We start from the raw sequence: 25,097 nt of genomic DNA, 5'->3' as shown, positions 1-25,097 counted from the left end.
TTCCCTCAAAGTGTGAGGGATTCACCTCCAATAAGTGCTTCTAACGGTTTTTAAGTCTTGCCAGTATGCCTGAAATTCTGTCTTCAAGCTCTTTATATACAAAATTTCTTTCTTCCTCCGACGCATGTTCCAGAACTTGATTCAGCCGGGAGATTTTCTGCTGAAGAATCATGCACCAGTTGGTATCATTCTTCTTATAATCCCCATTTCCAGCGTTTTTCTCTAAAAAAAGTTCTTTTTGAATCTCAGCTATTGTCAGCCGCTGCTGTTTTAAAATACCTATCTTTTTCAGAGTTTCCAGCGCATCTTCTGAATAAAGCCGGTAGTTGGATGCAGATCTCTCAACCTTAAGTAAGTTGCAGCGCGTGTAATAATCAATAGTTCTGACGGATAATCCACTCAGCTTTGCAAGCTGGCCGATGCGCAATCCCTTTTTCCCAATACGGTTTCCCCCTTCACTTAGATTGAACGATTGAAAAGCATAACGTTACGTCCTGCAAACAGGCTATTATAATCGCCCGTCTTTCAATTATCCAAACTGAAACCGTCACGTTATGGTTATGATTAGTATCATATAATTAAAAAGGGCAGATCTTCAACAAATAAATTTCATCAATTTTGTGACGAACCTTATAAACAGCCCTTAACAAATTAAAAAGCTTACCCTTAAAGGCAAGCTTCTTCCAACTCCTATTTATTTTTTGCCTTTTCTTTTTTCAATCTGTTTTTTTACCATCGGCACAACTTGTTCCTTCACTGCTTTTTGCACTTTAGGATCTTTGATCATTTTCTTTAATTTATCTTTTAACACGCTTACACCTCCTGTGTTTTAACCCCCTCAGGGTGTTTTGACAAAAAGAGTACCCCTAAATAAATCCAATAAAACCTCCTAAAAAGTCAATACCTTTGAACAAACCTTCCGAAAGCTCTTCAGCTGCCCCGTTTTTTTCTTTTAAGAAGAACTATGCCTGCAATAGCTGCAGCCAGTGTTAAAAACCACGTTGTCATAAATGAGAGGCCAAGACCAATATTGGCATCCGCATACTCAGTAACTGCTTCATCATAAAGAGCGTAAATAACGGGACTGCCGGAAAACAAGAACAGAATGATGACAAGTCCGGTTTTTGCTTTCGTGCGGTTTTGGATACTTTTAAAAACAAGCCAATAAGCAGCTGCAAGAGCAGCTGCCGTCACTGCAGTTATTATGACAAGCATGTTTCTTCCTCCTTTTTACAGAACCCTGACTGGATTCATGTGTTAAATTTATTCAGAACTCTTTGCCATCATGCCACTGCTTTCGGCAACGGACTTGAGATAACTGCCTATGGCTGCTTCCGGAAAAAATACTGAACACGCCTTAACCATTTTGGTTTATATCCTATCGTTGATGCACTGCTTCTTTTTCCTCATTTTTCACCTATTGTAAATTTACAAATCGTGGAATTTTCATTCTTTTATCTTACAGTCATCTCAGATGTTCGTGACATATGGCCTCAGTTCTTCAAATACCATTTCCCATACCCGTTCTATCGGACTTAAAATCAGCAGAATTCTATGTAAATTTATGAAGTTGTTTACATTTCCTTAACTTGTAGAAAACGCTCTTTTCATACTATCATTTCTAACAGAGAGACAGATTTCCAGTTGATATTTTTCCTTCCCCTTATCTTCGATTTTTATGTTTATTAATCTTTCACTTATCAAAATGAGTGATTGATATAAAAATTACATACAGGAGGCATCTACATGCTGAAAAAAGCTTCATTATCTATTTTTGCACTGCTACTCTCATTCACTTTATTTCTGCCTGAAACCCATGCCACTCCGCCAGGCACTCCGTCGAAGTCCATGGCACAGACGCAGCTTAATGCTCTGACAGTCAAGACTGAAGGCTCCATGACCGGCTACTCTCGTGATTTATTTCCCCACTGGATCAGTCAGGGAAGCGGCTGTGACACCCGTCAAGTCGTGCTTAAGCGTGATGCGGATTCTTACAGCGGCTCTTGCCCTGTGACCTCAGGAAAATGGTACAGCTACTACGACGGTGTAACGTTCTCTGATCCTTCAGACCTTGACATCGACCATATCGTCCCTCTTGCAGAAGCTTGGCGTTCCGGTGCAAGCAGCTGGACAACATCCAAGCGCCAGGATTTTGCAAACGACTTAAGCGGACCTCAGCTGATTGCGGTAAGCGCCAGCACCAACCGCTCCAAAGGTGACCAGGACCCATCTACATGGCAGCCTCCCCGCGCCGGTGCATCATGCGCATATTCGAAATGGTGGATCAGCACGAAATACAAGTGGAGTCTGAGTCTTCAGTCTTCAGAAAAGACCGCCCTTCAAAGCATGCTCAATAGCTGTTCATACTAATGGTATAACCTGAAAAAACGAGCAGTCAAAAGCGCCTGCTCGTTTGTGCTATAATTTATGCAACTAACGGAGGTGACAGCATGGAGAAAAAATCAACTGTTTTTACCGCAACCCACGGTGTCATGACCACAGAAGTCGGCGTCATCAGCGGCGAGCTTGAACTTGTCACTGCCTGCGATGAAGACGGCGTCCTGACTCTTTCTATCACATACGCAGGGGCCGCGGAGTGGTACAGCCTGCCTGGTGAAGAATACCGTCTTTATGATGCACGTGATCATAAGGTCATTCACGAAATGCTTGTCAGCGTTCTTCAGCGGGATTGAGGTAAACCAGTGTGTGCCGAAGAACAGCCCTCACAGAAGAACCCCCCTTAAGCGTTGAGCTTTTCAGGGGGGTTTTTTCAGGTATTTTGCATCATTCCAGTGCATCGCTATCTAGCCTGTATCCATCCAGCAGCCGGAGCTATATGAATTTCTTATCCGCTTATAAGATTATTTTTCGCCTTCAGAACCCTTTATGTCATAATCAAAACCGACAAACCCCGTGCAGTCCTTCCCAGCAAAGCTCAGTGTCACACCCGAAACAGGATGCCGGCTTTCAACCTTGCTTTCCCCAATTCGAAGTGATAAACCTTCTTCCGTTTTTAAATAGGAGTGTACTGTCTCCGTATAGGACTTTCCTTTATAAAGAAGCTTCTTTAACTCCGCTGCTTCTTCGCCGGCAAGCTCGATTCCCGCTATCTTTTTATTCCTGTCAAGATCCAGAGCGATTAAAGGATTCACTTCAAGCTCTTCTGTTTCGTCAATACTGATCTCCTGTCCGGAAAACAAATAAATATAACCCATATCCGCTTCAGAATCATAGCTCATTTTTGCTTTCATGCTGCGCCTCCTTCAAACTGTTCTAACAAAAAAACGGATGACTCAGTCACCCAGTTCCGATTGATGTAAAGCCTCAAGGCGCTTCTCCAGCTTTTTAACTTTTTCCATCTGCTGAATAGTCAGAGAGAGTGCACATGCTGCCAAGAAAAAGCCTATCCATTCTATTTCATTCACTCCTGCATTAAATTGGTTGATATTACTATTATAGTATAATTTTTCAGACGCGCAAGATGCTGGCTGTTTCCGTTTAAACGTTTCATCGTATTGAGAGCTGCGCTTTTTTCCTGTCTCTGTTGGAATCCGCTGCCTGACTTTTAAATTTCCTATAAATCCCCGTCTGCCTTCTATAAACACATTCAAACTTTAAATTAAATGACCTAAGACCGATGATATATCTAGAAGATAGTAAAAAGGACTGGTGTTTATGATTAAAGGATCTAAACTGAGGAAGCTGAGAGAGGAATTAGGGATTCCGATAGGCTATCTTGCTCATTCTCTGGACATTTCCATCACCACTCTCATAGCAATCGAAAGAGGAAAAAAGCCGCTCACAAGAGATCAGATTTTCACTATATGCGGGATTTTCAACATGACAATCGCTGAATTGATTGCCAGAAAGTAACCAGAAGCCGGAGCAATGGGTGCCTAATCCATTTTGCCCCGTTTCAGTTTTTTCCTTCTGCAAATGCTATACATTTCTCTGCAAATAGGAGCACATCTTCTGAAACAGGATAAAGACCGGTTTCAGAAGATGGCTTTTTCCTTACGTCCCAGAATTTCTCCATTAGCTCTTCATCTTCTCCAAACGTTTCCCTCCCTGCTTCGAGCAGCTGAAGACCAATCTCCATACCTGCATCGCTTTCAGGAAAAATATCCCTTCTGATGCACCATTCTATCCTTCGCAAAAGAGAAAGGTAGTGCTGCGTGTGTTTGCTGCTGTCACCAAGGTCCGGGAGATTTTTTTTTAGAAACTCCTTTTCATCTTCAGCAAAATAGTCAACCCACTTTTTTTTCACTGTCTTAGAGGAAGTTACAAGCTTTGAGACCCGCTCCCAGGAAAGGCTGCCTTCAAGGTCGTACAGGTTAATCAGAGAAGACGTATTTTTGATGCTTGTCTCAAGCGTGGCCAATTGTTCCTGCAGATGCTGATGGTGCGCAATCAGAATGTCCCTGAACGAGAGCTTGTCCATCATCATTCTGATGTCATCAAGCGACAGCGACAGCGATTTTAAGAGCAGAATCTTCTCAAGCGTCAAAAGATCCTGCTCTGAATAATGCCTTCTTCCATTATCCTGCTTACAGCTCGGCTTTAATAAGCCGATTTGATCGTAATAGCGGAGAGTTCTTACAGATACAGCATGTTCTTTTGAAACCTCACCGGTGGTCCATCGTTTCATAATTTCCTCCGAAACCTCTTGATTGTGACGCTGCGTCACCTTTTATACTGGAAGTATATCACAGTTAAGAAGGAGACAGATGAATATGGAAAATGGAAAAATCGCAGATTGGAAGAGAAAGGATCCTTGGAATGGAAAGACATTTCTGCTTCTGATGCTGCTTGAATTTGGTTTGGTCATGTTTCTAGTAAAAGGCCATATGCAGCCCTTATATGATCAATGGCTGGGCAATTCCTTACACGCCGGTACACTGACTGGTGCCACCATTGCTCTCATTCTATTAACAGGAGTCTATTTTTTAGCGCTTAAGCCACATAATGAAAATTGGCCTGCTGTCGGAGTGCGTCCCTTTTATAAAAAAGACTGGGGAATCATCATCTTGTGCGTGCTGTTTTTACTTGCCGCAGGTGCAGCCGTAATGGCTGCCGTCAGTTTTTTCGGCGTCAGCTATGAGAACAGCAAAACCGATACGCTTACTGGAGATATCGCTCCTTCTGCCATCCTGCTCGCGCTTGTCAGCGCTGCAGTCATTTCACCCGTGTACGAAGAAATCTTCTATCGGGGATTCTTATACAGGTGGCTGCGGACAAGGCTTGGTGTCTGGGCGGGAATCCTGCTTTCTTCACTGATTTTTACCGCTGCTCATTACCCTGTGACAAATGCGATGCCGGTCAATTTTCTTGATGGACTTGTTTTTGCATGGGCTTATGAGAAGACACATTCTATCTGGCCTGGGGTTATTATTCATGGGGTGGTGAATGCGATATCCATTTTATTGCTGATTTTTCTGTAAAACAATAACCACCAGTGTAACTTTTTCCTTCATCAGCCGTTATATACATAAAATAACAAATGAGAGCGGAGTGACGAGGTGACACCAGATCAAAATGAAAAAGAGTGGGTTCGCATGTATCAGAATTACAGCGATTCTATCTATCAATATATCTTCTACATGATGAAAGACAAAGAAGCAGCAAAAGATATCTTGCAGGATACTTTTTTTCAAGTCTATAAAAAATATCATACCTTTCATGGAGGAAGCGAGAAAAGCTGGCTGTACACAATTGCCCGCAATACAGCCATTGACTATCTCAGAAAGAAAAAGCCTGTTTTTTATCTGATTGACTTATTTCCTTCAGCGCATGAAAAAACACCTGAAGACATCGTATTGCTTAACGAAACAGAAAAACTTGTTTATCTCGCTTTGAGTAAAGTGAAACGCTCCTACAGGGAAGTCATCATTTTAAGGAAAATGAAAGATTTCTCAATAAAAGAGACAGCCGATATTCTTGGATGCACAGAAAGCCAGGTTAAAGTAAATCTTAATAGAGGAATGAGCGCTTTGAGGAAAGAACTTTTGAAGGAGGGGTACTGCCATGAAATCATATGATGAATTCGATTTGAACCTGAAATCCTTAGATAAAAAGATTCAATTAGATGAAAAGAATAAGAACGAAATATTTCATCGGCTAAGTAACATGATTGCTGAAGATGCACGTCCAAAAAGGACTATTCAATGGAAGTACTATTTATCTTTGACAGCTGCCTCGCTTTTGCTTGTTCTTCTTTTTCTGCCATCTGTTTTGAACAATGAAACTGCAGAAGCTCCGTCAGCAGAAAAAAGCTACCCTGATGAAACCCGAGAACTAAAAGCTGCGGATATAGAAACAGATTTTAAACTGACGGAAACGGAATACATCGCGTATGCAAAGTTAAAAGAAGATCTCAATGAGGCTCATATTAAAGGATTAATGCCTGTCAGCATCGCAAAGATCTACGTTCAGGCCAGCCTTGATGAAGAATTAGAAGTAGTCTATGAATTGTATACAGACAGGGCTGGTGAGGCAAATATCCCTAAAGACGAATTTCTTGCAATTGAAAACCGCGAAACCAAAGAACAGCTTCTGGAACTTTTTGAAGGAATCCAAAACGGCACATTTATCAAAGAGGACGGACTAACTGGTCATATCACATATACCCGCATATCAGGGGAAACCGGGCATTTTTCCATGATAATGGATGAAGATGGCATTTGGAATGTATCCTTTATGCCCATTCAATAAACAGTTTAAAATAATGAAAAAGGCGGAATCGAAATGATCAGATTCAGTGTAATTGGCGTTCTCCTTTTGGCATTCCTTTCGTACTCAGCATTTACTAAAGGAATGGAATTGAAGGCACTTGGTGCAAATGTTGATGGGGATAGAATGGGCCTTGCGTTTTTGGGTCTTCCATTTATTGAACGTCTCCCTGAAGAGAGCATCCCGCATTATGCAGCAGGATTTCTATTATTCAGTGGAATGCTTGGCATACTAAGTCTCATTTTGCTCGTCCGTTCTATTTCTTGCAAAATGGCGAAACAGGCATGACAGCAGGTGTGCGACATCAACACAGCACTGAAAAAGGACGAGAAACCCGAAGCTGCTGGATTCTTGTCCTTCTTTGTTTTCAAAGAATGCTGCTTCTTAATTCAGCTTTCCAAGCAACATCCCTCAAAATCAGTTCCCATATATGATCGTTCTCCGATAAAAAATGACCAGCTTCCGGTATGTAACGTGCATCGGCCGAACCTATTTTTCTCTCCATCAGCCGAACTTGATCCACAGGAGACAAAGTATCCTCCTCACCATGCCAGATGGTCACAGGAACACTTATTTCTTCTAACGGGAAGCCCCAGTCTTTCGCAAGAAGAACCGACTCCTGAATCACTTCGTCCACTCCTTGCCTATAAGCTTCTTTTAAATGCTCAACTGTCTGATCAAGAACATCATCATGAAGCAAGATCTGATTATCCCAGTCTGCTAAGTGACTGCCGCCTTTTTTCAGCTGTTTTTTGAACACGTCCGGCTTTTCATCAATCATTTTTTTCTGAGAGCGATTTGCAAGTTTAATCAGCCACGGGAGGCGTTTGGCAAGGAAAAAGGCAAGTCTGTTTTCTTTTGACATGGATTTTGGCGGCTTCTCCTCAGGAAAAGGCGCTGCTGATGACAGCAGAATGCATTGAGTCACTCTCTCAGGGAATTTGTACGCAGCACCCGCAGCATATGCTCCTCCTCCTGAAACACCGAGAACAGAAAACGTACTATGTCCAAGAAATTCAGCAAGCTCTTTAAGGTCATTTGCATAATCCAGTATGGAGCGGCCCGGCATTTTGTCAGAGAGTCCGTAGCCCGGACGATCTGCTGCGATCAGCTTTATTCCAAGATTTTTTGCCGTTTGGTCGTCTTCAAGAAACCATACTCTTGAGCCCGGAGTTCCGTGGAGCAAAAAAAGCGGAAATCCTTTTCTGTCACCGTAAATCTCGTATCCTATTTTTCTTCCATCTGATAATCCATGGGTTTGTTCTGCCACTTTGTTACCTCCTGTAAATCATTCATGTTAATCTATTCCAATTATCTCAGGAACAGATGCGGCTCACCATCTTTTAAAGGATAATTCAGGAAATAGCCACAAATACAAATAGGTTCAGCAGAATGAAACCAAAGTGGTATGAATGACATTTATAAACGGCTATTTATTCGAAGCAGAAGATAACTTCGATAAAAGAGGGCTCTGGGTGTACTCGTTAACAGGGATGGAATGGACTTTACGTGTTGGGTCTTGCATTTATTTTAAGTCTCCCAGAAGAAAGGATTTAGAGCAGACTTTCTATTAAATAGCGGAAGGCTCGGGGAACTACGTCTCTTTTTGCTGGTTCAATGTGCTGCCCAAATAGAAAATAAAGGAATACAGCAGATCAGCACAATTAAAAAAGGACGAGAACCGCAGTTGCCGGAACTTGTCCTTCTTTCTTCCCCCAAATTTTTCTCTGGATTCAGCTTTCCTGACACCTATCTCTCTATCACCCTGTGCAGATCATAATGACATGATGATCCGGATCACTGATTGTGAAGAATGAGAAGTCCTCAAAACTGACTATTTCTGTTTCAATGCTGTACCCTAATTTTTTTATATATGATAAAGATTTTTCTATATCATCAGTATGGAAATTAAAAAGAGGATGCTCTGTGGAACAATCTTTTTTTGTGATGTCTGCAGGTCCGGCATCAAGAGTCAGTCCGGTATACTCTGAAAGTTGTATCGTGAAAACCGGCTCCTCAACTTTTTCTGAATCATACGTCTGACCAAGCAATTTGGTATACCATTCAACGGATTTCTGCAAATCACTGACATGAACAAAAACAGTATTTATTTTGTTATGGATTGGGCTGTTCATTTCATTACTCCCCTTCATTCGCAAGATAAAATCTTTACCCTTATTCTGAGACTATCCCTTCCCGCTGCATGCTCCAAACCAGCTCTTCAGGTTTTTCTTTTTCAAGGAATGTCAGCCGCCATACTTTCTGGTGTGTATCGTTTGCGAATTCAACTTTATGGTTCAGCCTCCATAACAGTGACCATTCTGCCTGCAGGAGATACTGTTCATCCGTGTACTCTGACGAAAAAAGCTTCTCTCTTTTGATCACTTTTCCATTCCTTTTTGCAAGCTCCATATATACGTCGATTCCGTGCACTTCATGATGACACATGATTCTGCAGACATATTTCCGGTTTGGACTGTTTTTTTTCATCAGGGGATAGCTATTCTGGTAGTTCAAGTCTTCGATTTTGTGGAAAATCCCATCAAAAACCGTACCATCCCAATCCAATTCCTCTGCCGCAATCTTCATTCCCTCATGGACAATAGCTGCTGCTTCTTGTTTTTTGTCTGCTTCGCTCAATTCGAAAAAGCGCCGCACATCTGTCTCGACATAAACCGGAAAATAGTCAAACACGATATGATCATATACTTCCAGTTTCTGTTTCTCCTCCATACTTTCCAGGCAAAAAATCTGAATTCCTTTATAATCTTCCGTTTTCAGCTTTGGCAGAAGACGGCTGTACAGAAACGCCATGCACCGCGTCTGGGTGACAAATGCCCAATTCCATTCCCGGTTTGGAACATAGAGCTGTATGTTTCTTATTACAGGCATAACATTCTCTCCTTATTATTCAGCAACAATCGGAACCCATAACTCATGCCTAGGCTTATGCCCCGGACCGTAGTAGCACTCGATGCATGGCAGGCTGGCAAGTTCGTAGCCTGATGTTGGCACCCATTCAGTGTATAAACGTTTCCATGCTTCCGGAATATTCGGAAAGACCGCCCAGGTACTCGGCGGAATCGTCAAAATCTCCATATCCTTCGGAGCATCACCGTCATACCTGACTCCCATAAAGTACTGAAATTCATCGTTCATAATGGCTGCCTCTTTCCCGCAGACACCAAGGAGGCTTTCAAGCGTGCATTTTGGCTCCTCCCAGGCCATGTCCTTCAGCTGCTGCATAAATCCGTCCTTTTTTGCAGCACTCCATAAGCCCGGTATGGTTTTAAACGCACGACTCGTTTTTACCGCCTTGCTTTTCCCAGCGAGTCTTAATTCAAAGTCAAGATGTTCGATTCTGTAGTCCATTTCTGTATCCCCTTTTATTGAAAGTTGAAAAGACAGTCTTGGAAAAGCCTTTAGCTGAACCCCGTCCTCCCTTGCCTGAGAAGGACTGAAACCATGTAATTTCTTAAAAGCTTTTGTAAAGGCATCTGGAGAGCCATAACCGTATTTAACGGCAAGATCAATCACTTTGGCTTCCCCTCTCTGGAGCTCAAAAGCTGCGAGCGTCATCCTTCTGCGCCTGATATATTCCGAGAGAGAACGTCCGGCTATTGAGGAGAACATTCTCGAAAAATGATACTTGGAGCAGCATGCTTCCCTGGCCAGCAGTTTGTAATCAATCTCCTTATCAAGGTTCCCCTCGATATAATCAAGCGCTGCATTCATTCGATTCAGCCATTCCATCCAAGTTCTTCCTTTCATTTCCATCCTATAAAAAAAGGGCGTGCCGCACCCGGCAATTTCTGCCTCAAATTGTCGGAATTACGGCCAAATTCTTCCCATCACAACCGTATGATAATACTTGCCGTCTGAAAGGAATTTATCATTTTTAAGAATACCTTCCACCTCAAAGCCGTATGCTTCATACAGCTTGATCGCTTTTTCATTGGTTTCAAGCACCTTTAGAGTCAGTTTCTTCATACCCGCTGCTTCAGCCCAAACAATCGAATCCTTCAGGAGGTTTTTTCCAATACCAAGCCCCCAGTACTCCTGTAATACGCCAACACCAAACTCAGCCTGATGAGCCAGCCGCTGCAGAGAGCTCCCTTCGCATCTTGAAAATCCTGCTATTTTGCCATCTACTTCAGCTACTAAAAAGAGGTTGCACGTTTTTTCCTTATCGTCCATTATAAGCTGCCGGAAGCGGTGCTCATTCAGATGGGCTTCCCCCTGAACCCGGTCAAGGTTTTCGGTTTCGCCGTCAATTTTCCAACGCACTTCTGATAATTCTTTTGCGTCTTCGGGTTCTGCAGTACGGATTATGTAGTGCACGTCACACTTTGTATATAAATTTGGATTCACTTGGATCTCCCCATCACAACTATATTTCTTTACCTGTTCCCGTTCCTGATTCCAAACGTAAACGATACTTTCTGAGAATTGTCCATCGTTGCCGTGCCTTTAATCACTTGCTCTTTGATACCATCCGGCAGAGTAAATCCATTTTGATCTGTGTTGATTTGCTCCACACCTTGGTCCGTAAGGTAGTAGACTTCTAATGTAAAAGACCTGTCTGTATTTAAAAAGTTCAGCTCAGCAAAGGCTTCTCCATCCACCTGAAATTCTGCCACTCCCACATCATCTGTAGGGAGAAGATACGGTTCCCGGTCAATGGGACACCCGCTGCTGTCGTCACTGTCCCAGCATGTGCTCAGCCTGATAGGGCTTGTCTCCTCATTAACTGTCAGCTCAGCCTTTGGCTCAGGTTCGTTTTGGATCGCTTGAAATTCTGCCTTTTGAATGAGCTGAGGAATGGACATCAGAACGTAAATCAAGGCTGGAACAAGGACAACACCTGCAATCTTGGCAGGGTGGCTCACTCTCCGGTAGATTACAGCGTCCGCAGCGAAAAAGACAGAAGCGGATATGACTGGAATTCCGATTAAGAATCCTGCTTCTCCAAACAAAGCAAATCCAATAATGGCAGCCGGTAGAATATGAATTAAAAAACTGACAGTGAGTTTAAATCTCTTAACCTTTCCCACAATAAAACCTGCCAGCAGGTGAACCGGCACACCTGCTATCAGAAGGAATGGCCCTCCGTACACGCTGCAAAATACAAAGTTTCTAGCATACTCCATCAGCAGATTCCCGTTGTTTTCAAAGCCAAGTGCGATAGGAAAAACAAGCAGTGAAATGATAATGGATAAAACAATCGTTTTTGTTCTTTTCATGTTGTTCATTGATGCCCCCCAATAATCTATAAAGCGTTTACTTATTAAAGTATACGATTCTATCAAATTTTGGTAAACAGAAAAACCGCCATTTGATTAAAATGACGATGTTCAACCTGTAAAGATATCCGTATAAAAATATGAAGCCTCTACTAACACTGTAAGGCAGAGAGAGTGGATGTGCGGATTTTGTTTATTTGTGGCGTTCCTGTTTGATTAAAACACGCTGTTCCATAAAAAAAGGATCAGTCCGCAAATGAATGTTACTGCCGTGAAAGAGACTATATATGCCACTGGAGAGACCGTTCTGTCAAATTCCACTTCGGATGGAAGCTCATTCACCTGTTCCCATACTCTTTCTATATCCGGAACATATCGTTTCGTCCTGATCATGCCAATTGTCACAATAATAATTTAAAAAAGCAAATGAACGATAATTGAACCAATCATTGCTCCGATAATGATACTCATCTGCACTCTCCCCATCATTAGAAATTTAGCCGCCAGCTGCATGCTTCCTTCTCTTTCAGGTCTGTTTCCAAAAATATAAACAGCTTCTTAGTATAACACCTATTGGCCTCTTCAATTTCTTTCTTCTTTTCTATCTTCATCATAAAAGTCATTAAAATGAGCCATTTATGCCATAATTTTAACTATTTTTAATTTGATTGAGCATCTTTAACCATTTTGTTCCAATCCTTTCTGCTTATATATTCTCTCTATTGGCTGCTTAACCCTTTTTCAGGCGGATTTGAATGCAAATGTTTGAACAAAACCTTCACATATATTAGGCCAATCGTGTGATTGAGATTGATTTTTGCCAGGTATACACTTTAGAGGAATGAATATTCATTCCCCTATTTCATCCATGAAAGGCTGAATCAATTATGGCAACTGCAGGTACTAAACGGGACAGCATTTTGTCCGGCGCATTGGCTCTTTTTGCCGAACGCGGATTTGATGCTACTACGGTTCCGATGATAGCAGCGTCGGCAGGTGTTGGCGCAGGCACCATCTACCGTTATTTTGAAAATAAAGAGGTGCTCGGGAACAGCCTTTTTCAGGAGTATGTTGGAATCTTTACGGAGACGCTGCAGCATGAATTTCCTTATGATGAAACGGTCAGAAATCAATTTCATCATATTTTTCAATCGATGATCCGATTTACAACAAAGGAAGTACATGCGCTTTATTTCATTAAAACACACAGCAATGCTCACTTTCTGGACGATGCAAGTCATGATTGTTTTCATGGGCTGCTGGATATTCTGAAAACCTTTTTTGATTTAGGAAAAGAGAAAAAAGAAATCAAGGAGATCCCTTCCTCTGCTCTGATTGCCATCGTTTACGGAGCTTTTCTTGAACTTCAGCGGCTGGTGCGAATTGGGGAACTTGAACCGGAAACAAAGCTAATAAATGATATTGAAGAAAGTATTTGGGACGCTGTAAGGCTACATGCATGAGGAATGATTCGTTTCTCATACACCAAACGGAATGAACGTTCATTCCGTAATTCACTATTAAATAAGAGGTGCTAGTAAATGACAAACTCAGCTCAACTTCCGCAGCCAAAGACTTATGGACCTCTCGGCAGTCTGCCGGTTATTAATAAAGAAAAACCGCTTCAGTCCTATATGAAGCTTGCGAAGGAGCTTGGCCCGATCTTTCAATTTCAATTTCCGGGACGAATAAGCACATTTGTTTCAAGTGCAGCTCTGGCAGAAGAGATTTGCGACGAGACACGTTTTGACAAAAAAGTGGGCCCCGCCCTTCAAAAAGTCAGAGCATTCGGAGGAGACGGCCTGTTTACAAGCGAAACGGCCGAACCGAATTGGAAAAAAGCGCACAATATCCTGCTTCCGAGCTTCAGCCAGCAGGCGATGAAAGGCTATCATGCCAAAATGATTGACATCGCCACTCAGCTTATTCAAAAATGGGCACGTTTAAATCCGGCGGAGGAAATAGATGTTCCTGAAGATATGACTCGCTTAACCCTTGATACGATTGGTCTTTGCGGATTTAATTACCGCTTTAACAGCTTTTACCGGGAAAACGCCCACCCATTTGTTGACAGCATGGTGCGGGCACTGGACGAAGCCATGAATCAGACGCAGCGTCTCGGAATCCAGGATAAACTGATGGTTAAATCTAAAAAGCAATTCAATGAAGACATTCAGTACATGTTTGGTCTGGTTGATGACTTAATTGCGGAACGCAGACGAAACGGCGATCAGGGCGAGGATGATCTGCTATCCCATATGCTGAAAGGAACTGACCCTGAAACCGGAGAAACACTGGATGACGAAAATATCCGGTATCAGATCATTACGTTTTTAATTGCGGGTCATGAAACGACAAGCGGTCTTCTCTCATTCACCGTTTACTTTCTTATGAACCACCCGGATGTATTAAAGAAAGCGCAGCAGGAAGTAGATGAAGTGCTGGGGAGCGATATTCCGGACTACAAACAGGTGAAAAAATTAAAATATGTCCGCATGGTTCTCAATGAATCGCTGCGCCTGTGGCCCACTGCACCTGCTTTTTCCGTTTTTGCAAAGCAGGATACAACCCTGAGCGGGAAATACCCTGTTAAAAAAGATGACGTCTTTACTCTTTTAGTTCCGGAACTCCACAGGGATTCTTCTGTTTGGGGGAATGATGCCGAACATTTCAAACCTGAGCGGTTCGAGGATGCGTCTTCTATTCCGTATCACGCTTTTAAACCTTTCGGAAATGGACAGCGTGCATGCATCGGGCAGCAGTTTGCCCTTCACGAAGCAACTCTGGTGCTCGGAATGATTCTGCAGCACTTTGATTTTATTGATCACAAGGGGTATCAGCTGGACGTCAAAGAAACCCTTACCCTTAAACCGGATGGGCTCACCATTCGAGTTGCTCCCCGTAAACCGGGTATGACTTTTACGGCGTCAGCCGGGGAAGAAGCAAAACCTGAAAAAATAGAAACCGAACAGGCTGCAGTTAAAACTCATGGTACGCCTCTGCTTGTACTGTTTGGGTCAAACATGGGAACAGCTGAAGGAATTGCCCGTGACCTTGCTGAAACAGGACGTCAGAAAGGCTTTGATGCCAAAATGGCTGCGTTAAATGAGTATGCAGGCGGTCTTCCTGCAGAAGGAGCCGTTCTCATTGTCTCTGCATCTTATAACGGCAATCCTCCCGACAACGCAGATGAGTTTGTTTCCTGGCTGCAGGAAACAGGAGAAGACACACTGAACGGCGTCAGCTATGCCGTTTTCGGATGCGGAGACCACAACTGGGCGACTACTTATCAGCGTATTCCTGACTATATTGATGAGCAGCTTCAGCAAAAAGGCGCCAATCGTCTTTCAGAAGCCGGTCATGGTGATGCAAGCGAAGATTTTGAAGGAGATTACGAGAAATGGACAGGGGCTCTCTGGCCAAACCTTGCAAAAGGGCTGGCAATTGAACTTGATCAAAACGAGCAGGACAGCAGTTCACTCACTCTGCACGTCGTCAGTGATGTCAGCGACACCCCGCTTGCCCGCACTCATCATGCTTTTACAGCGGAAGTGAGCAAAAACGGCGAACTCCAGCATGAGGAAAGCGGCAGAAATACAAGACACATCGAGCTGGTCCTCCCGGAGGAAATCACCTATAAAGAGGGAGACCATCTGGGGGTTCTCCCGGTCAATCCGGACGCTCTTGTTGAACGTGTGCTCAGACGGTTCAACTTGAACGGTGAAGACTATGTGAAACTGACAGGCGATCCGGGAAAAGCCGTGCACCTGCCGGCCGAAAAGCCTGTAAAACTAAGGGAGCTGATTTCTCATTATGCGGAGTTCCAGGAGCCTGCCACACGTTCTCAAATCCGTGCTCTCGCTGCCCATACAGTATGTCCTCCCCATGTTATTGAGCTTGAAAAACTGCTTGAGGACGAGATGTACAAAACGGAAATTCTCGCCAAACGCATCACCATGCTTGAACTGGCGGAAAAGTACCTTGCATGTGAAATTCCGTTTGAAAAATTCCTTCTGCTCCTCCCGGCACTGAAGGCAAGATACTACTCCATTTCAAGCTCTCCCCTTCACAAAAAGGGAGAAGCAAGCATTACGGTTAGTGTCGTCAGAGGCGATGCACGGAGCGGAAATGGAGAATACAAAGGAATCGCATCAAACTATCTCGCAGATCGTTCCGAAGGAGATAAAATTGCCTGCTTTATCTCAACGCCTAAATCAAATTTCCAGCTTCCCGAACAAACAGACACCCCGATTGTTATGGTTGGACCCGGCACGGGAATCGCACCATTCAGAGGATTTATCCAGGCACGCAGCAGTCTCAAAGAAAACGGCGAAACACTGGGAGCGGCTCATCTCTTCTTCGGCTGCCGCAATCCGGAGCATGATTTCTTATATCAAGAAGAACTGGAAAAAGCGGAACAAGAAGGTCTTGTCACCCTGCATACTGCATTTTCAAGACATTCCGGAAGTGAGAAAGTATATGTACAGCACAGACTGGCAGAAAACGCAGACATCATCCTTCCTCTGCTGAAAGATACAGGCCGTTTATATATTTGCGGAGATGGAAGCAAAATGGCACCTGATGTGGAGCAAACATTAATCGAGTGCTACATGTACTTTTATCAAACTACGGAAGAAGCTGCATCTGCATGGCTGGAATCAATGGAAAAAGACGGACGTTATGCAAAGGATGTCTGGGCAGGAGCTTAATGAAAGATGAAAGCAGCGAACCTTTACCTGGTTCGCTGCTTTTTTAACTATCGATATTTCTGGATATATAATGGAGACAATGCCACTCTATGAACCTTAAAATAGAAATATTATTAAATACGTTTTATAACTTTACAGTATTCCTCAGAAGAAGCCCCCTTAGCTCCTGTACAGATGAAACAATTACGCCTGCTTGTGCTTCCTCAAGTTCTTCTTTTGATCCATATCCGTACGTCACGCCAATCGAGCGAATGCCTGTGTTAACAGCACCGATGATGTCATGTTTTCTATCCCCGATCATAACCATATCCTCCTTCTTCACTCCTGGAAAGTGATTCATGACAGAATGGATGATTTCAGTTTTTGAAGCTCCTGTACCGTCAAGGCTGCTGCCGGCAACAAGGTCAAAGAATTGGTCAATCTGAAAAAATCTCAGAATTTCTTCAGCAAATACACTCGGCTTAGAGGTGGCAACAGCTAACTTGCACCCAACTTGCTTCAGCCCGCTCAAAAGTTCAGGAATGCCGTCATATACCTTATTTTCAAACATGCCTTTTTCTTTAAAACGCTCCCTGTAGTAAGAGACCGCTCTTTCAACTTCCTGTTCTGAAAAAGAATAATGCTCAGCAAATGAAACCTGCAGAGGCGGGCCCACAAATCCCTCCAGCTTTTTTAAATCCGTCTCATCGATTCCCATCTTTAATAGGGCGTATTGAACTGATTTAGTTATACCTTCCCCAGGATCAGAAAGAGTGCCGTCAAGGTCGAATAAAAGCAGCTTTGGTTTCATGTCGCATGTCTCTCCTTTTTATCGGATAAGATTTTTACATACACTCCGCTTAAAGCTTTCTTTAACGCTTCAGAGGTCATCGTCTTCACTTTTTCAGATAATACGGAAGCTCTTCTGATATCTGCGCCATCATATGTCAAGGGATCAATGATCCGGACTTTGTTTTTCTGGTGCAGATCGTATTCCAGTTCATTTTCCATAACTCTTACATGAACGTGCAGTTTTGAAATGAGCTCTTTTACTTCTCTGTCATTTACAGCCCTTAGTTGTGACATCAGTTCTTCATCATCCTCCAGAAAATCATCACGAGTTATGAAACCCTTTGACATGGCTGCTTTCAACGCTCTGGACAAAATGTCATTAGCGTATATGTTCAGGGGGTCCATAAAAAAATCGATGACCTCCTGATAGTAGGTTTTCACAAACCATTCAGCTGACTGAATATCCTTCACAGCTATTTTCCCGTCAGCAAGCGTCACTTTATCTAAAAACCAGTTGATATCATCAGAAGAAATCACACCATACTCAAACATATCTCTCAACGTATAATCCATTCGATCTGCACAGAGATCCGGTGCCGGCTGCTCGAGCAGCTGCCACTGGGAGTCATCCAGAAGGATGTCTCTGTAGTCGAACCGATACTTTTCAAGAATAGAAGGTATATCCGAGCTTTCTACTACTGAGCGGAAAATGATCTCATGGTAGTCCTCATCCCTGTTTTCAAACACATAGTCTGCTACATGCGAAAACGCAGTGTGGGAAACATCATGCAGCAATCCTGCTATTTGTTCCTCAAGAGTGCCTCCGAGCATGCGGATTAAAAGCATAACGCCGACAGAATGATCATAGCGGGTAACGTTCCATTTTTCATTAACAAGGTATCCGGCCCCGCCCTGATGAATTCCCTTCAGCCGCTGAAGAGGTCCGCTCATAATCAGTTCTTCTAAAACACCATCTATTATTACTTCACCGTAAATACTGTCTTTGATCAGCAACACAAAACCTCCTTGCTTCGTCCTTAAAAAGGATCCCAAATCGCCTTTGTATAAGCAATTTTCATCCCGGCACGTTCCATATTCCGCTGGCTGCCGCTTCCAAATGAAGCCTGTCCGGCTATGATGGAGCAGCCATGCTGTTTCGCTTCATCTATTCTTGCAGCAAGCAGCGCACGGTGCACTCCGCGGTTGCAGTACTCCGGCAGGACAGCTGAAGCAGCCATTGTACCAATGCCGTTTTTCATAAAAAGCACACCGATTCCGGCAGCTTTGCCTTCGATACTTGCCAGATAAAACCGCCAGTCCTCATGGCCATGAAGAACCAGATTGTTCTGTGCTACAGGCTGTTTTAAAAATTCAGGCATGCCAAAGCCTATTGTATAAATCTCCCCGAACAGATCAAACTCGCTGGCTTCAAGAGGACGAACATTAATATCCAAAACCGGTCTGCTTGAAAGAATCTTTGCTTCCCCATACAGCACCGTATGAAAACCGCTTTGAAAAAAACCTCTTGCTGACAGGCTTCTAAATAGCTCCGGGGAAGATTGAGCAGGAGTCACTTCAAACCTTGCAGGAATCTCCCGTTCTTCGTAAAAACATAGAATGTCATCCAGCGTTTCCACCGAAGCACCTCTCACAGTGTTATAGGCTGGTCCGGGAATATTTTTCACTAAAAATGCAGCTGTGCTTTCAACTCTTTTTATGGCAACGTCCATTGGATTCCCTTGCATGTTCTGTATAGCTCTAAGCCTCGATTCCAGTGCCTCAATCTCCGACTCATCAAGAATGACGGCCAATTCTTTCGTTACTACGGATGACATATGTACACCTCTTCCGGTTACTCAGTGAAAAATTCAACAATAAAGCCTGCATATTTTTTAACCCTAAAGAAACAGTAAATACAGATCGATTATTTTAAAAGGAGCCTTTTATGAAAAAAGAAAACAAAAATAACCAGCCGCAATCACAGGAAGAAATGGAAACGGTAAAAGACATTACCCGCGTTGAAAATGGACAGCCCGTCCCGCAGCCGAAGGATTTTGACGAAATCGAGTATTAGAGAATGAAAAAGGACTGCCTGGAATCAGTCCTTTTTGCGTTGAAAGAAAACTTCAATTTAATGATTAAAGGCCTATTTTCTGCTCAATTTCTTTTTTCTGCCTCAGATGATGGCGAAGATGCATGTCAACAAGCACATACCATTCCGCAGCATTCAGCCAGCCAAACCCGCCGTGCCGCTGTTTACAGGCAGGATTCGTTTTCGATGCTTTCTTTTCCTGCCGCTCCATTCTTTTCTCTACTTCAAGAAATCCCTGCAAAAGCTCCTGTTTTGAGCGGTTATTGCTTGGCGTATTTCCAGGCAAATCAGGCAGCTTTATTTTAATGGGAGGAAAACCGCCTCGCTCAAACAGTGCCTTGCCTCCTTCTGACTTTTCTAAATCAGGATCTGCTGCAGCTTTACTGCACGCCTCTGCATTCTCTAAATACTCAAGCGAAACCTCAATCAGATGCTGATACATCTGTCCAAGTGACCAGCCCCCGTCAGATGGAATTTCTCGTAATTTATGGTCAGGATAAGTTTGAAGGTCCGTAATAAATCCTTTTAACAATTGACTATCACGCATTAGCTCTACCTCCCTCTTTTGTAAGAGAACAACCTTGTATACTTTCTTTTAAAAGCCATGGATTCCTTTATTTCTTTTTCCCGTATCTTTTTAAAAGGGGTAACCGTTAATAACAGAGAATGGTATGAAAAGGATGGGAGGAATGGAAATGAACATTTTGATTTTAGGCGGGACGCGTTTTCTCGGAAGAGCGTTTACAGAAGAGGCTTTAAATAGGGGTTATAGGGTTACCTTGTTAAACCGCGGCACAAACAAAGGCCTTTTTCCAGGGCTTGAGCAGCTTACTGGAGACAGAAACGGTGATATGACGGCGCTTGGGAACCGAAAATGGGATGCTGTCATTGACACGTCCGGTTTTGCTCCGCATCATATCAGAAAAGCTTCAGAGTTCCTTGGAGATATCGGTCATTACACCTTCATTTCAAGCATTTCTGTTTACCGGGACTGGATTCCCGCCGGTATTCAGGAAGACTATCCGCTGCAGACGATTTCGGATGAAAGACTTGCGGAAAGTGAGAAAGGAACGCTATCCCCATATGAACATTATGGTGCGTTGAAGGCACTGAGTGAAGAAGAGGCTGAAAAGCACTGGCCGGGACGGGTGCTGAATGTAAGAGCAGGCCAGCTTGTCGGCCCGTTTGATTACTCAGACAGACTTCCCTATTGGGTTCAGAGGGTATCACAAGGAGGGCAGGTAATTGTGCCAGGCCGTCCGGACCGTCCCGTGCAGATGATTGATGTAAGAGATCTTGCTGTGTGGGTCTTCAATATGATTCTTCAAGGAAGGGGAGGCACCTACAACGCCACTGGTCAAAAAGAGACAATGGAAGACATCCTCCAAACCTGCAAATCGGTCTCATCCACCACGACAAAATTTGTTTGGACAGACGAAGCCTTCCTGCTTGAAAACAAGATAAAACCTTGGACAGATATGCCTTTATGGATCCCTGAACGCTTTCCTCTTGGGGGTGAAAAGGAACCTTGGAAAGGAACGTTTGAGATCAGTATAGAAAAAGCCGTTGAAGCCGGTCTCACGTTCAGATCACTCACTGAGACCATCCGCGATGTTTATGACTGGGAAAAGAGCCGGGAACCTTCCGACCTGAAAGCAGGAATCTCAAGGGAGAAGGAACAGGAACTGCTGCAGAAACAGAAACTAAAGCTTTGAAAACAGAAACGGCCATCCCAAAAGGGGTGGCCGTTTCTCCTTATTTAACAAGCAAACTGTCAAGCTCCCGCATCTTATCGTAAGAATCAAGCAAACGCTCGGGCACCAGGCTTCTGCCATACTCCCAGGCATTTGTTTCAATTTGGGACAAGAGCTCCTGCTTTTCCTCATCCCCGCCATAAACAAGCGTCCGGATGTCATGCTTGTTTTTCTGATAATCAAGGTAGTACCCGACAGTATGGTAAAGAATCAGTCTGACAAAGTCTTCATCGGTTTCTCTGACCCTTATCTTTCCTCTGTACCCGTTTATCTGCAGATAATTAAATTTAAGCGTCCTGGTTGAAATGTTGTAGCTCATAGGGGCAGGCAGCTGATTGTCAAATTCATAGTCGATATAAATCTTTAATTCTTTTAATTCCGATTCAATGATTTTCTCAATCGTCCATATGTAGAGCATTGGATCACTCCCTTCCATCCATATCGCCTATTATAACAAAGGAGACTTTCTATGTATTCGCTTTTGATATTTGCTGTGCCCTTTTGTTACTCCGGTCAGCTCAAACCCATTCTCTTTGTAAAAAGCATTAAGTTTTTCATTATCGGCTACACAATCAAGCCTGATCAAGTCAGCTCTGACAGCCTCCGGAATCCATGACAGGATGACATTTCCGATTCCCTGTTTCATATAGGCGGGATCAACTGCAAGCTTGTGAAGGTATATCGCGTCTTCCTCCTGCTGCCCCCATATCTCCTGATCCCATTCATTTTGAGAGGGATACAGGGTAAAAGTTGCGGCAAGTTTGTCATTTTGCTGAACGACATAGGTTTCATTGTTTTTTATACATCTGACAATCTCTTCATCTTCTCCGCCGTCCAAAAGATAGCTCCATTGATTAATTTCCTGTTCTTTTATCCATAGAGCTGTTTTTCTTAGCAATTTTATAATGTGACTGCTCTCATCTGGTTCAGCCAATCGTATATGCAGATCTGTTTTCACGCTGTATGTACTCCTTTTTTATGTCATGATTGCAGGATCATAATCCTCCAGCGACTGCTCCTCAATCAATTCTATGTTTCTCTTGTTTTCCAAATAGGATCTGATATGCCCGCAAAGGTTTGGATAGAGCACCACCTTATCAAGATCAGCAAGCTTCACCCACCTGACATCCGTCTGATTTGGATCAGGGTTTGCTGGCATCGTTGGAACAGAATCTTTCTGCAGCCTGCATTCAAACATGAGTGCGATTGAATGAGTTTCCCCGTACTTATTTGCATTCAGATGCGGGGCATACTCATAAACAAAAGCGAGCGGCCCGACCTCAGCATCAGCAGACGTTTCCTCTTTTACTTCCCGCCTGGCGGCATCCTTTACCGTCTCACCTGGATCAACCCCGCCGGCAGGCAAATTGTAATGCAGTCCGTTTTCATCGTGAAACTCAACAAGCAGAATGGCATCATCTTCAATGATTAAGCCGCCTGCTCTTACTCTCATGTGATAGGTCATTGTTTTCCGCCTCTCTTGTTTTAGTTGGAATTTCATTACCCTATAAATTCGTTTTGCAGGGTACGATTTTGGCGTTTGCTTACCCTATAATTTCATTTCTCGGTTTTACAGGGTACGATTCAAGCTTTTGCTTACCCTTTAATTTCGTTTTTCCGTTTTACAGGGGACGATTCCGGCGTTTGCTTACCCTATAATTTCGTTTTTCCGTTTTATAGGGTACGATTCCGGCGTTTGCTTACCCTATAATTTCGTTTTTCCGTTTTATAGGGTACGATTCTGGCTTTTGCTTACCCTCTAATTTCGTTTCTCGGTTTTATAGGGGACGATTCCGACTTTTCCTTACCCTATAAATTCGCTTTCCGTTTTATAGGGTACGATTCCATCCGCTGCAACTCATCAACTACCTTCTTCTTCAAATCATCATACTGCAGCTGATTCGTATCCGCAAACGCTTCTTCTCTGCTTGATGGGATGTCACCGTACTGCAGGTCACCATCAAATTGAGAGGCTGTAAAGTCAACCCTGACAGAGTCAAGCTCGTTATAGAAATGCCACCCCTCTACTGCATAGGTTTTCATAATCTCCCCGCCTAAAAGATCATGAACCACAAGAGCCGTTACTCCGCACTGCCCTTTTGCCGGATTTTCCGGGGTCCATTTGGAGCTTGAATTTAAAGACCATGAGTTTAATAGCGCACGGTGTAAAAACTGTATAGACATCATTGGATACTCCTTTCTATATTAAATGATCCCGTATTTCTTCAGTGCAAAAACGACGCCATCGTCCCCGGATGTCCTTGTCACAAAATCCGCCGCTTTCTTTACTCCTGCGCTGCCGTTTCCCATTGCAATCCCAAGGCCTGCAAGTTCAATCATATCAATATCATTGTCACCGTCACCGAAGGCAGCGGCATCAGCCGGCTCGCACCCGAAGTATTCCAGCGTCTTTAAAATAGCAAGTGATTTTGAGACATCCTTATCCAAGACGTTCAGCACATATGGATGCCATCTCCTGAAAGTCAGATGGGGAAAAGCTTTCCTATATAGGTCCGCTTCTGTTTCCCCCGCAAATAAACACAGCAAAAACACCTCTTCAAGAGAAGGGGCAACGTGAACGCCGGGATATTCAGTCAGCGAAAGCGTTTCCTTTAATGCGCGTAAAATGGACGTATTTTGTATGCCATTCATCTTGAAATCTTCCGTATAAAAGGACAAAGCATGCTTCTCTTTTTCTGCAAATGCCGTTACTTCCTTCACAATCGTTTTGTCCAGAGGGACCTTATGGATGATCTCATCTTTATGCTTTACGTACCCGCCGTTTGCGGTGATAAAGGTTTCAATCCCCAATTCCATAAGTTCACCGCACATGGACAGGGGTCTGCCAGTGGCTGCGACTACTGTAATCCCCTTCTCAAGCAGAAGCTTTACGGCTGCTTTGGTCGGTGCAGAAATAGTCCCGTTCTCGTGATGCGTAATCGTTCCATCGATGTCAAAAAACACGATCTTGTACGTCATGCCAATCTCCTTTTATTCATTTATTCTTGCATGGATCAGCTTCAGAAGCGCCTCTTTTTCCCTTTCGCCGATACTCTCTGAAAGTCTTGCAGCTGCAACAGGAAGAATCCACTTTTGAAGCTCTGACATGTCAAACGGACCTATTCTTCTACAGCACCTTACATAATATCCGGCCAATAGACGGCGAAACATTCTTTGAACCGGACTCGAAGTCAGCCCGCCATACTTAATAAGAAGAACGGACCGCGCGGTATCCGACAGCCGATTTCCAGCCGATGCATCCGCCCAGTCAATAATAACGTGTCCTTTTTTAGTCATCAGAACGTTGTCAGGATGAAAATCACCGTGGCATAAGACTCTCTCATGATCAGGCAGCCCGTCCAAATGAAAGAGTATTTTCTCTTTTTCCCTCTCCGTCAAGTCACTGCATTGACTGATTCGCGATGCAAGCCTGTCATTGAGAAGAGGCAGCAACAGATCTCGGCATTGATGAATGTCTGCATGCCATTCTGCCATCCGCCTCATGTGAATCGGCATGAAAAGCGGATTGCTTTTCATCTTAGCCATCAGGGAATTTCCATCAATCCGTTCAAAAATCAGGGCATACTTCTCTTTTTCGAAAGAGTAAAGTTTTGGGACCTGTAATGGAGTCTTTGCTATTTCTTTATAAATCGTAAATTCATATTCAATAAAGTCACTTCCAATATGTGCGTGAAACACTTTTGCCACTTTCCCGCCACCACGCGAAATGACTTTAGCTGTATTGCCTGTGCCCAAAACGGTTTCAGCTATGTTGTCCGCCTCCTGTGCTCAATGTCTG

At 43.5% G+C, this 25,097-nt stretch carries 32 protein-coding genes; 11 read left to right on the top strand and 21 right to left on the bottom strand.

Going from position 1 to position 25,097, the window contains the following annotated elements; all coding sequences use genetic code 11:
- Positions 1-40: 40 nt before the first annotated feature.
- A complete protein-coding gene (locus ACTSEZ_RS01965) occupies positions 41-427 on the bottom strand; it encodes a MerR family transcriptional regulator (RefSeq protein ID WP_369732494.1) in 387 nt (128 codons plus the stop codon).
- Positions 428-930: 503 nt separating this feature from the next.
- The gene (locus tag ACTSEZ_RS01960; protein ID WP_369732493.1) at positions 931-1,215 is read right to left on the bottom strand and encodes a hypothetical protein; all 285 of its coding nucleotides are present in this window, start codon (positions 1,213-1,215) and stop codon (positions 931-933) included.
- A gap of 531 nt (positions 1,216-1,746) precedes the next feature.
- Here ACTSEZ_RS01960 and ACTSEZ_RS01955 point away from each other — a divergent pair.
- Positions 1,747-2,370: an HNH endonuclease family protein gene (locus ACTSEZ_RS01955; protein WP_369732492.1), complete on the top strand. Its 624-nt coding sequence runs from the start codon at positions 1,747-1,749 to the stop codon at positions 2,368-2,370.
- A gap of 80 nt (positions 2,371-2,450) precedes the next feature.
- Positions 2,451-2,693 (top strand): hypothetical protein, encoded by a 243-nt coding sequence (locus ACTSEZ_RS01950; RefSeq protein ID WP_369732491.1) that lies wholly within the window; start codon positions 2,451-2,453, stop codon positions 2,691-2,693.
- 168 nt (positions 2,694-2,861) lie between these two features.
- On the opposite strand, the gene ACTSEZ_RS01945 is transcribed toward ACTSEZ_RS01950, so the two are convergent.
- Complete coding sequence (locus ACTSEZ_RS01945; RefSeq protein ID WP_369732489.1) at positions 2,862-3,251, bottom strand: DUF2283 domain-containing protein; 390 nt, start codon at positions 3,249-3,251, stop codon at positions 2,862-2,864.
- A gap of 42 nt (positions 3,252-3,293) precedes the next feature.
- The gene (locus ACTSEZ_RS01940; protein WP_369732487.1) at positions 3,294-3,605 is read right to left on the bottom strand and encodes a hypothetical protein; all 312 of its coding nucleotides are present in this window, start codon (positions 3,603-3,605) and stop codon (positions 3,294-3,296) included.
- A gap of 70 nt (positions 3,606-3,675) precedes the next feature.
- Here ACTSEZ_RS01940 and ACTSEZ_RS01935 point away from each other — a divergent pair, with 70 nt between their 5' ends.
- Entirely contained in the window at positions 3,676-3,873 is a 198-nt protein-coding gene (locus tag ACTSEZ_RS01935; RefSeq protein ID WP_369732486.1) for a helix-turn-helix domain-containing protein, read from the top strand.
- 43 nt (positions 3,874-3,916) lie between these two features.
- Here the strand turns inward: ACTSEZ_RS01935 and ACTSEZ_RS01930 are convergent, their stop codons facing one another.
- Positions 3,917-4,648, bottom strand: coding sequence for a MerR family transcriptional regulator (locus tag ACTSEZ_RS01930; protein ID WP_369732485.1), 732 nt, complete (start codon positions 4,646-4,648; stop codon positions 3,917-3,919).
- An 85-nt stretch (positions 4,649-4,733) separates the two neighbouring features.
- On the opposite strand from ACTSEZ_RS01930, the gene ACTSEZ_RS01925 reads away from it, so the two are divergent.
- The 4 genes from ACTSEZ_RS01925 (at position 4,734) to ACTSEZ_RS01910 (ending at position 7,017) form a co-directional block, all read left to right on the top strand.
- The gene (locus ACTSEZ_RS01925) at positions 4,734-5,441 is read left to right on the top strand and encodes a CPBP family intramembrane glutamic endopeptidase (protein ID WP_369732484.1); all 708 of its coding nucleotides are present in this window, start codon (positions 4,734-4,736) and stop codon (positions 5,439-5,441) included.
- A gap of 78 nt (positions 5,442-5,519) precedes the next feature.
- A complete protein-coding gene (locus ACTSEZ_RS01920) occupies positions 5,520-6,038 on the top strand; it encodes an RNA polymerase sigma factor (RefSeq protein WP_369732483.1) in 519 nt (172 codons plus the stop codon).
- Positions 6,025-6,711 carry a hypothetical protein gene (locus ACTSEZ_RS01915; RefSeq protein ID WP_369732482.1) on the top strand — a complete coding sequence of 229 codons (687 nt, stop codon included), beginning with the start codon at positions 6,025-6,027 and terminating at the stop codon, positions 6,709-6,711. The genes ACTSEZ_RS01920 and ACTSEZ_RS01915 overlap by 14 nt, the downstream gene beginning before the upstream one ends.
- Before the next feature lie 33 nt (positions 6,712-6,744).
- Positions 6,745-7,017, top strand: a complete 273-nt coding sequence (locus ACTSEZ_RS01910) for a hypothetical protein (protein WP_369732481.1) — start codon at positions 6,745-6,747, stop codon at positions 7,015-7,017.
- Between the two features lie 79 nt (positions 7,018-7,096).
- Here the strand turns inward: ACTSEZ_RS01910 and ACTSEZ_RS01905 are convergent, their stop codons facing one another.
- The 6 genes from ACTSEZ_RS01905 to ACTSEZ_RS01880 form a co-directional block, all read right to left on the bottom strand.
- Positions 7,097-7,999 carry an alpha/beta fold hydrolase gene (locus ACTSEZ_RS01905; protein ID WP_369732480.1) on the bottom strand — a complete coding sequence of 301 codons (903 nt, stop codon included), beginning with the start codon at positions 7,997-7,999 and terminating at the stop codon, positions 7,097-7,099.
- 490 nt (positions 8,000-8,489) lie between these two features.
- Positions 8,490-8,864 carry a VOC family protein gene (locus ACTSEZ_RS01900; protein ID WP_369732479.1) on the bottom strand — a complete coding sequence of 125 codons (375 nt, stop codon included), beginning with the start codon at positions 8,862-8,864 and terminating at the stop codon, positions 8,490-8,492.
- A 40-nt stretch (positions 8,865-8,904) separates the two neighbouring features.
- Positions 8,905-9,621 carry a hypothetical protein gene (locus ACTSEZ_RS01895; protein WP_369732478.1) on the bottom strand — a complete coding sequence of 239 codons (717 nt, stop codon included), beginning with the start codon at positions 9,619-9,621 and terminating at the stop codon, positions 8,905-8,907.
- Positions 9,622-9,636: 15 nt separating this feature from the next.
- Complete coding sequence (locus ACTSEZ_RS01890) at positions 9,637-10,482, bottom strand: AraC family transcriptional regulator (protein ID WP_369732477.1); 846 nt, start codon at positions 10,480-10,482, stop codon at positions 9,637-9,639.
- 78 nt (positions 10,483-10,560) lie between these two features.
- Positions 10,561-11,106: a GNAT family N-acetyltransferase gene (locus ACTSEZ_RS01885; protein ID WP_369733060.1), complete on the bottom strand. Its 546-nt coding sequence runs from the start codon at positions 11,104-11,106 to the stop codon at positions 10,561-10,563.
- Between the two features lie 23 nt (positions 11,107-11,129).
- Positions 11,130-11,981 carry a hypothetical protein gene (locus ACTSEZ_RS01880; RefSeq protein WP_369732476.1) on the bottom strand — a complete coding sequence of 284 codons (852 nt, stop codon included), beginning with the start codon at positions 11,979-11,981 and terminating at the stop codon, positions 11,130-11,132.
- An 878-nt stretch (positions 11,982-12,859) separates the two neighbouring features.
- On the opposite strand from ACTSEZ_RS01880, the gene ACTSEZ_RS01875 reads away from it, so the two are divergent.
- Entirely contained in the window at positions 12,860-13,435 is a 576-nt protein-coding gene (locus tag ACTSEZ_RS01875; RefSeq protein ID WP_369732475.1) for a TetR/AcrR family transcriptional regulator, read from the top strand.
- A 78-nt stretch (positions 13,436-13,513) separates the two neighbouring features.
- Entirely contained in the window at positions 13,514-16,681 is a 3,168-nt protein-coding gene (locus tag ACTSEZ_RS01870; protein WP_369732474.1) for a bifunctional cytochrome P450/NADPH--P450 reductase, read from the top strand.
- A 124-nt stretch (positions 16,682-16,805) separates the two neighbouring features.
- Here ACTSEZ_RS01870 and ACTSEZ_RS01865 read toward each other — a convergent pair whose 3' ends face one another.
- Genes ACTSEZ_RS01865 through ACTSEZ_RS01855 form a run of 3 tightly spaced genes read right to left on the bottom strand, consistent with a single transcriptional unit; the run spans position 16,806 to position 19,287 of the window.
- A complete protein-coding gene (locus tag ACTSEZ_RS01865; protein ID WP_369732473.1) occupies positions 16,806-17,471 on the bottom strand; it encodes an HAD family hydrolase in 666 nt (221 codons plus the stop codon).
- The gene (locus tag ACTSEZ_RS01860; protein WP_369732472.1) at positions 17,468-18,466 is read right to left on the bottom strand and encodes an HD domain-containing protein; all 999 of its coding nucleotides are present in this window, start codon (positions 18,464-18,466) and stop codon (positions 17,468-17,470) included. The genes ACTSEZ_RS01865 and ACTSEZ_RS01860 overlap by 4 nt, the downstream gene beginning before the upstream one ends.
- A gap of 23 nt (positions 18,467-18,489) precedes the next feature.
- Positions 18,490-19,287, bottom strand: a complete 798-nt coding sequence (locus ACTSEZ_RS01855; RefSeq protein ID WP_369732471.1) for a GNAT family N-acetyltransferase — start codon at positions 19,285-19,287, stop codon at positions 18,490-18,492.
- Between the two features lie 110 nt (positions 19,288-19,397).
- Here ACTSEZ_RS01855 and ACTSEZ_RS01850 point away from each other — a divergent pair, with 110 nt between their 5' ends.
- Positions 19,398-19,526: a hypothetical protein gene (locus ACTSEZ_RS01850; RefSeq protein ID WP_369732470.1), complete on the top strand. Its 129-nt coding sequence runs from the start codon at positions 19,398-19,400 to the stop codon at positions 19,524-19,526.
- A gap of 64 nt (positions 19,527-19,590) precedes the next feature.
- On the opposite strand, the gene ACTSEZ_RS01845 is transcribed toward ACTSEZ_RS01850, so the two are convergent.
- The gene (locus tag ACTSEZ_RS01845; protein WP_369732468.1) at positions 19,591-20,091 is read right to left on the bottom strand and encodes a DinB family protein; all 501 of its coding nucleotides are present in this window, start codon (positions 20,089-20,091) and stop codon (positions 19,591-19,593) included.
- A gap of 148 nt (positions 20,092-20,239) precedes the next feature.
- Between ACTSEZ_RS01845 and ACTSEZ_RS01840 the strand changes: the two genes are divergently transcribed.
- Positions 20,240-21,259: an NAD-dependent epimerase/dehydratase family protein gene (locus ACTSEZ_RS01840; protein ID WP_369732467.1), complete on the top strand. Its 1,020-nt coding sequence runs from the start codon at positions 20,240-20,242 to the stop codon at positions 21,257-21,259.
- Positions 21,260-21,299: 40 nt separating this feature from the next.
- Here the strand turns inward: ACTSEZ_RS01840 and ACTSEZ_RS01835 are convergent, their stop codons facing one another.
- The 6 genes from ACTSEZ_RS01835 to ACTSEZ_RS01810 form a co-directional block, all read right to left on the bottom strand.
- Entirely contained in the window at positions 21,300-21,716 is a 417-nt protein-coding gene (locus tag ACTSEZ_RS01835; protein WP_369732466.1) for a hypothetical protein, read from the bottom strand.
- Between the two features lie 30 nt (positions 21,717-21,746).
- Positions 21,747-22,256 carry a GNAT family N-acetyltransferase gene (locus ACTSEZ_RS01830; RefSeq protein WP_369732465.1) on the bottom strand — a complete coding sequence of 170 codons (510 nt, stop codon included), beginning with the start codon at positions 22,254-22,256 and terminating at the stop codon, positions 21,747-21,749.
- A gap of 18 nt (positions 22,257-22,274) precedes the next feature.
- Positions 22,275-22,763: an NUDIX domain-containing protein gene (locus ACTSEZ_RS01825; protein WP_369732464.1), complete on the bottom strand. Its 489-nt coding sequence runs from the start codon at positions 22,761-22,763 to the stop codon at positions 22,275-22,277.
- Between the two features lie 344 nt (positions 22,764-23,107).
- Positions 23,108-23,482 (bottom strand): YunG family protein, encoded by a 375-nt coding sequence (locus ACTSEZ_RS01820; protein ID WP_369732463.1) that lies wholly within the window; start codon positions 23,480-23,482, stop codon positions 23,108-23,110.
- A gap of 21 nt (positions 23,483-23,503) precedes the next feature.
- Positions 23,504-24,277: a Cof-type HAD-IIB family hydrolase gene (locus ACTSEZ_RS01815; protein ID WP_369732462.1), complete on the bottom strand. Its 774-nt coding sequence runs from the start codon at positions 24,275-24,277 to the stop codon at positions 23,504-23,506.
- Between the two features lie 12 nt (positions 24,278-24,289).
- A complete protein-coding gene (locus ACTSEZ_RS01810) occupies positions 24,290-25,054 on the bottom strand; it encodes a phosphotransferase family protein (RefSeq protein ID WP_369732461.1) in 765 nt (254 codons plus the stop codon).
- Between the last annotated feature and the right edge of the window lie 43 nt (positions 25,055-25,097).

This window comes from Metabacillus mesotrionivorans (assembly GCF_052171315.1).
Taxonomy (GTDB): domain Bacteria; phylum Bacillota; class Bacilli; order Bacillales; family Bacillaceae; genus Bacillus_P.
The sequence above is the reverse complement of the archived record's forward strand: the minus strand, read 5'-3'. Positions and strand labels throughout refer to the sequence as shown.

Coding starts and splice junctions, on each gene's coding strand:
- ACTSEZ_RS01945 (WP_369732489.1), bottom strand. CDS start 3,251: ATGAAAGCAAAAATGAGCTATGATTCTGAAGCGGATATGGGTTATATT.
- ACTSEZ_RS01855 (WP_369732471.1), bottom strand. CDS start 19,287: ATGTCATCCGTAGTAACGAAAGAATTGGCCGTCATTCTTGATGAGTCG.
- ACTSEZ_RS01820 (WP_369732463.1), bottom strand. CDS start 23,482: ATGTCTATACAGTTTTTACACCGTGCGCTATTAAACTCATGGTCTTTA.
- ACTSEZ_RS01900 (WP_369732479.1), bottom strand. CDS start 8,864: ATGAACAGCCCAATCCATAACAAAATAAATACTGTTTTTGTTCATGTC.
- ACTSEZ_RS01935 (WP_369732486.1), top strand. CDS start 3,676: ATGATTAAAGGATCTAAACTGAGGAAGCTGAGAGAGGAATTAGGGATT.
- ACTSEZ_RS01955 (WP_369732492.1), top strand. CDS start 1,747: ATGCTGAAAAAAGCTTCATTATCTATTTTTGCACTGCTACTCTCATTC.
- ACTSEZ_RS01875 (WP_369732475.1), top strand. CDS start 12,860: ATGGCAACTGCAGGTACTAAACGGGACAGCATTTTGTCCGGCGCATTG.
- ACTSEZ_RS01835 (WP_369732466.1), bottom strand. CDS start 21,716: ATGCTCTACATATGGACGATTGAGAAAATCATTGAATCGGAATTAAAA.
- ACTSEZ_RS01880 (WP_369732476.1), bottom strand. CDS start 11,981: ATGAACAACATGAAAAGAACAAAAACGATTGTTTTATCCATTATCATT.
- ACTSEZ_RS01925 (WP_369732484.1), top strand. CDS start 4,734: ATGGAAAATGGAAAAATCGCAGATTGGAAGAGAAAGGATCCTTGGAAT.
- ACTSEZ_RS01865 (WP_369732473.1), bottom strand. CDS start 17,471: ATGAAACCAAAGCTGCTTTTATTCGACCTTGACGGCACTCTTTCTGAT.
- ACTSEZ_RS01850 (WP_369732470.1), top strand. CDS start 19,398: ATGAAAAAAGAAAACAAAAATAACCAGCCGCAATCACAGGAAGAAATG.
- ACTSEZ_RS01840 (WP_369732467.1), top strand. CDS start 20,240: ATGAACATTTTGATTTTAGGCGGGACGCGTTTTCTCGGAAGAGCGTTT.
- ACTSEZ_RS01915 (WP_369732482.1), top strand. CDS start 6,025: ATGAAATCATATGATGAATTCGATTTGAACCTGAAATCCTTAGATAAA.
- ACTSEZ_RS01845 (WP_369732468.1), bottom strand. CDS start 20,091: ATGCGTGATAGTCAATTGTTAAAAGGATTTATTACGGACCTTCAAACT.
- ACTSEZ_RS01895 (WP_369732478.1), bottom strand. CDS start 9,621: ATGCCTGTAATAAGAAACATACAGCTCTATGTTCCAAACCGGGAATGG.
- ACTSEZ_RS01890 (WP_369732477.1), bottom strand. CDS start 10,482: ATGGAATGGCTGAATCGAATGAATGCAGCGCTTGATTATATCGAGGGG.
- ACTSEZ_RS01870 (WP_369732474.1), top strand. CDS start 13,514: ATGACAAACTCAGCTCAACTTCCGCAGCCAAAGACTTATGGACCTCTC.
- ACTSEZ_RS01930 (WP_369732485.1), bottom strand. CDS start 4,648: ATGAAACGATGGACCACCGGTGAGGTTTCAAAAGAACATGCTGTATCT.
- ACTSEZ_RS01960 (WP_369732493.1), bottom strand. CDS start 1,215: ATGCTTGTCATAATAACTGCAGTGACGGCAGCTGCTCTTGCAGCTGCT.
- ACTSEZ_RS01815 (WP_369732462.1), bottom strand. CDS start 24,277: ATGACGTACAAGATCGTGTTTTTTGACATCGATGGAACGATTACGCAT.
- ACTSEZ_RS01910 (WP_369732481.1), top strand. CDS start 6,745: ATGATCAGATTCAGTGTAATTGGCGTTCTCCTTTTGGCATTCCTTTCG.
- ACTSEZ_RS01950 (WP_369732491.1), top strand. CDS start 2,451: ATGGAGAAAAAATCAACTGTTTTTACCGCAACCCACGGTGTCATGACC.
- ACTSEZ_RS01825 (WP_369732464.1), bottom strand. CDS start 22,763: ATGACCTATCACATGAGAGTAAGAGCAGGCGGCTTAATCATTGAAGAT.